This is a genomic window from Streptomyces sp. NPDC052036, from assembly GCF_040680495.1.
GTDB lineage: Bacteria > Actinomycetota > Actinomycetes > Streptomycetales > Streptomycetaceae > Streptomyces.
In genome coordinates this window covers 1-5,031 of sequence record NZ_JBFAWW010000095.1, presented here as the reverse complement: position 1 = coordinate 5,031, position 5,031 = coordinate 1, and the positions used below count along the sequence as shown (strand labels likewise).

The 5,031-nt window shown below is 75.1% G+C and carries 3 protein-coding genes; all 3 read right to left on the bottom strand.

From position 1 onward, the window contains the following. The coding region (locus AB0L95_RS41740; protein WP_365171846.1) for a type I polyketide synthase at positions 1 to 3,749 on the bottom strand (3,749 nt) is incomplete at its 3' end. A gap of 43 nt (positions 3,750 to 3,792) precedes the next feature. Continuing rightward, a complete protein-coding gene (locus AB0L95_RS41735) occupies positions 3,793 to 3,930 on the bottom strand; it encodes a hypothetical protein (protein ID WP_365171844.1) in 138 nt (45 codons plus the stop codon). Positions 3,931 to 4,077: 147 nt separating this feature from the next. After that, positions 4,078 to 5,031: beta-ketoacyl reductase (locus tag AB0L95_RS41730; RefSeq protein ID WP_365171842.1), on the bottom strand; the 954-nt coding region annotated here is incomplete at its 5' end.

Genomic DNA, 5,031 nt, shown 5'->3' with positions numbered 1-5,031 from the left:
ACACACCACCGCCCCGACAACCCAGGGCCCACACCCTCCCCAGCCACCTCCGACCACTCCACACCCACCAACCACTCCGCCCACTCCGCAGCAGCGGCGGTGAGGCCACGGGCGGGACGGTCCTCGAAGCCCTCGACCTCCGCCAGGGGCCTGCCGTCGGCGTCCAGGAGGTCGACGTCCCACCGGCCGTCCTCGGCACGGCGGGCGTGGATCCAGTGGGCACGTTCGTCGGCGCCCGGGTGCACCGCGAGCCGGGCCACCGCGAACGGCAGCCGGGCCTCGTCCGGCGCGTCCGAGGCGAGCGCACACGCCTCGGTGACCTGGAACAGCGCGTCCAGCAGGCCGGGGTGGACGGGGGCGAGCGGGGCGACGCCGGGCTCCGGGCGGGTCACGGCGGCCAGGGCCTCGTCCGCGTCGGCCCAGATCCGGTCCAGCCTGCGGAAGCGGGGCCCTAGTGCGATGCCGTGGGCGGCGAGCCGCGCGTAGAGAGCGTCACGGTCGGTCTCCCGGCCGAGCCGGTCCTGTACGGCGGCCACATCCACGGTCCGGTCCGTCCCGGGTCCTTCCGAGGTGACCATCCGGCCACTGGCGAACACGGGAGCGCTCCCGGGGTCCTCGGACCCGTCGGCCTCGGTGGCGTCGAGCAGTTGGAACTCCTGCTCGGAGGCGTCCTGGGCCGGGCTCAGCACGAGTTGGACCGTGCGCGTGCCCTCGTCGGGCAGCACCAGCGGTGCGGGGAACACCACATCGCGCAGGACGACCGTGCGCGCGCCGTGGGCCGCCTCGGCGGCGCTCGCGGCCATCGCCAGATGGCAGGCGCCGGGCGACACCACGGCCCCGCCCACCCGGTGTTCGCCGAGGAGGGGCAGGGTGCCGGTGCCCAGCTCGGTCTGGAAGACCGTCGCCCGGTACAGCGGGAGCCGGACCCGGGTGTCGAGCAGGGGCCTGACCCGGGTGGCGGCGCGGGCCGCGCCTCCCGGCGGCTCCGTGAACCAGTGGCGCTCGCGCTGGAAGGGGTAGGTGGGCAGGGGGACCCGCCGGGCGTGGGTACGGCCGTCCACGGCCGCCCAGTCCACGGGCACGCCCCGCACATGCAGGGCGGCCACGCCGGCGAGCAGCTCGGACCACTCCCGGCCGGGCCTGAGGCTCGGCACCCAGGCCGTGGCATCGGCTGCGTCGTCCGTGTCGTTCCCGGCATCGGGCAGGCAGGCCCGGCCGAGGCCCAGCAGCACCGGCTTGGGCCCGGCCTCCACGAACACCCGGGCGCCCTCGGTGTGCGCGGCCCGTACGGCGTCGGCGAACCGCACCGGTTGAAGGGCGTGCCGTACCCAGTACTCGGGGTCGCACAGTTCGTCCGCGTCCGCCGGGACGCCGGTCAGGTCCGACACCACGGTGATGCGCGGGGCCGTGTAGCGCAGCCGTCGCGCGACCGCGCGCAGCGGCTCGGCGACCGGGGCCATGAGCGGGGAGTGGAAGGCGTGCGACACGGGCAGGCGGCGGGCCTCGACGCCCTGCTCGGCGAGCACGGCCACGACCGATTCCACCTGGTCGGCCGCGCCGGAGACGACCACCTCGCCGGGCGCGTTCACGGCGGCGATCGACACCAGGGGGTGCGGGGCGACGGCGGCGGCGACGGCGGCCTCGTCCGCGCGCAGCGACACCATCACACCGTCGTCCGGCAGCGCCCCCATCAGCCGGCCCCGCTCGGCCACCAGCGCGGTCGCGTCCTCCAGCGTAAACACCCCGGCCACACAGGCCGCGACGATCCCGCCGACGCTGTGGCCGAGCACGATGTCGGGGGTGACGCCCCAGGAGCGCCACAGCTCGGCAAGGGCGTACTCGACCGTGAACAGGGCCGGCTGGGTGTACTCCGTACGGTCCAACGGCTGCTGCCCCGGGTCGTCTTCCCCGTCGCGCGGGGCGCCGGTGTCCTGCGGGTGCAGCACGGAGAGCAGGGGCCGGTCCAGGTGGCGGTCGAAGAGCTCGGCGCAGCGTTCGACGGTCCGGCGGAACACCGGCTGGGCGGCGTACAGCCCGCGCGCCATGCCGGTGTACTGCGCGCCCTGGCCGGTGAAGAGGAAGGCCACGGTCGGCTCGGGCCGGTGTGCGGGGACGTATCCGCGGGCCCCGGTGCCCGAGGTCAGTCGTTCGGCCAGTTCCCCGGGTGAGCCGCCCACCACGGCGAGACGGTGCTCGAAGTGGTCCCGGCCGGCGTCGGCGGTGAAGCAGACGTCGGCGAGAGGGGCCCCGCCCGCGCCCTCGGCCAGGAAGCCGGCCATCCGGCGGGTGGCGTCGGCCAGCGCGGTCTCGGTGCGGCCGGACAGGGCGAGGACGTGCACGGGACGGCCGGGCTCCGTGGCGGGCCCGGGGGCGTCGTCGTCGGGGGCGGCGGCGAGCACGATGTGCGCGTTGGTGCCGCTCATGCCGAAGGAGCTGACCCCCGCGACCCGGGCGCCGTGCGCCGCGGGCCACGCGGTGGGCGCGGTCGGTACGGTGAACGGCAGGTCCGCCCAGTCGACATGCGGGTTGGGGTCGGTGAAGTGGACGTTGCCGGGGATCTCGCCGTGCCGCAGCGCCAGGACCGTCTTGATGACACCGGCGATCCCGGCCGCGCCCTCGGTGTGACCGATGTTGCTCTTCACGGCGCCCAGCAGCACGGGATGCGTGCTGCGGCCGAACACCGCGGCGAGGGCGCCGACCTCGATCGGGTCGCCCAGGGCGGTGCCGGTGCCGTGGGTCTCGACGAAGGACACCTCGTCCGGTGCGACGTCCGCGTTGGCGAGCGCGTCGCGGATGAGGGAGATCTGCGCGGACTGGTTGGGGACGGTGAAGCCGCTGGCCGGGCCGTCGTGGTTGACGGCCGAGCCGCGTACGACGGCGAGAACGGTGTCGCCGTCCCGACGGGCGTCGGACAGCCGCTTGAGGACGACGATCCCGCAGCCCTCGCTGCGGCCGAACCCGTCCGCGCGGGCGTCGAAGGTCTTGCACCGGCCGTCCGGGGCCAGCGCCCCGGTCCTGGCCAGCGACAGCGAGGTGGTCGGGGACAGCCGCAGGTGCACCCCTCCCGCGAGGGCGAGGTCGCACTCGCCGAGGCGCAGCGCGGACGCCGCCTGGTGGAGGGCGACCAGGGAGCTGGAACAGCCCGTGTCCATGGCCATGTTGGGGCCCTGGAGCCCGAGGACGTGCGAGAGCCGGCCGGAGGCGAAGCAGAAGCCGGTGCCGGTGGCGTCGTAGTGCTCCAGTCGGGTGCCGGCCGCCTCCTCGACGAGTCGTGCGTAGTCGTTCTCGGCGATGCCCACATAGACGCCGGTGCGGCTGCCGCGCAGGGTTCTCGGGGCGTGCCCGGCGTCCTCCAGGGCCTCCCAGGTGACCTCCAGCAGCATCCGGTGCTGGGGGTCGAGACGGGCAGCCTCCTTGGGGGAGATGCCGAAGAACAGCGGGTCGAACCGGTCCACGCCGGCCACGAAGCCGCCGTAGCGGGTGTACAGCTTCCCGGCGGCGGCCGGGTCCGGGTCGTACAGCGCCGCCATGTCCCAGCGGTCCGGCGGGACTTCGGTGATGGCGTCCGTGCCCTCGCGCAGCAGCCGCCAGAACTCGGCCGTGCCGTTCGCCGAGGGGAACCGGCAGGACATGCCGATGATCGCGATCTCCTCGCGGCTGCGGGCGAGTTCGCTCTCCAGCTTGTCGATGACGTACACGGACTGCTGCAGCGAGGCCAGCAGCTCGTCGTGCGGCGTCGTTCCGGCCATGGTGGCGTTTCCCTCCAACAACTCGGCGGTTCTGAGCGGCGGTTCAGTGCGCGAAGGCGCGTAGGAGGCGCACCTCGGTGCCGCGCCGCGGCGGTGCGTCGGCCAGTGCCCCGGGAGCGGTGCGGGCGGACCGCGGGCGGGTGAGCGCGTGGTCCGGAGCGGTGTCGCTCTGCCTGGCCATCAGCGGCTCTGCGGGGTGGGTGCGGGAGGGGGGCGGCGCACGGTGGCGCAGAGGGTCGTCACGGTCTCGGTACCTGTCCCTTTCTCGGTACGTGTCGCGGTGCTGCGGGAGCCCCCGGTCAGGTGCTCCCGCGGACGGTGCGCCGGGTCAGGCGCGCCGGTGTGTGCGGTACTTCTCCGAGATCCGGGCCATCAGCTCGCTCGCCGATGTGTCGGCGGGAGCCGCGGCGCCGGAGCCCTCCTGCTCCACCTCGCCGGCCGGGTCCTCTGCCGGTTCGGCGGACGGGAGGGCGAGGTGCTGTGCCAGGAAGGGCACGAGGTCGTCGAGGTTCGGGTGGGTGAAGGCCAGGGTGGTGGGCAGCTTCAGCTCCAGGGCGTCCGACAGCAGAGCCCGGAACTCCACGGCCATGAGCGAGTCCATGCCGAGGGAGGCGAAGCCCTGGTGCCGGCCGACCGGGTGCCGGGAGCCGAGCACCTGGCGCAGCATCAGCTCGACCCGTTCCGCCAGGAGGGTGCGGGGGTCGCGGGCGGCGGCCAGCTCGGCGCGCAGCGACGGCGTGCGGTCCGCGGCGCCACCCGCCGCAGCCGCGCGCCCGGCACCGGCCGCGGTGGCCGCGGACCCGGTGGCAGGACCGGCGAGCCGGTCCAGATACCCGTCCGGCAGGGTGTCGCCGAGCAGGGAGCGGAAGGCCGCCCAGTCGGCCGGGACGACGGCGACTCCCGCGGTGGCCGGGGCCGTGCAGGCCAGCCGGACCGCGATACGGGCACCGCTGTCCGCCGGGATCGGCCGCAGTCCGGTCTTCTCGTGGTCGGCGGAGTCCCGGGCGGCCATGCCGACCCCGGCCCAAGGGCCCCAGTTGACCGAGAGACCGGGCAGACCGTCGGCGCGACGGCGGGCCATCAACGCGTCCAGGAAGGCATTGGCGGCACCGTACCCGCCCGTCCCCAGGGTGGGGACGAGGGCGGCGACGGACGAGAAGGCGACGAAGAAGTCCAACGGCACCTTTCTGGCCCGCAGCACCCGGTCCAACTCCCCCGCACCCACCACCTTCGGCCCGAACACCCGCCCGAACCGCTCCCCCGACTGCGCCCCCAACACCCC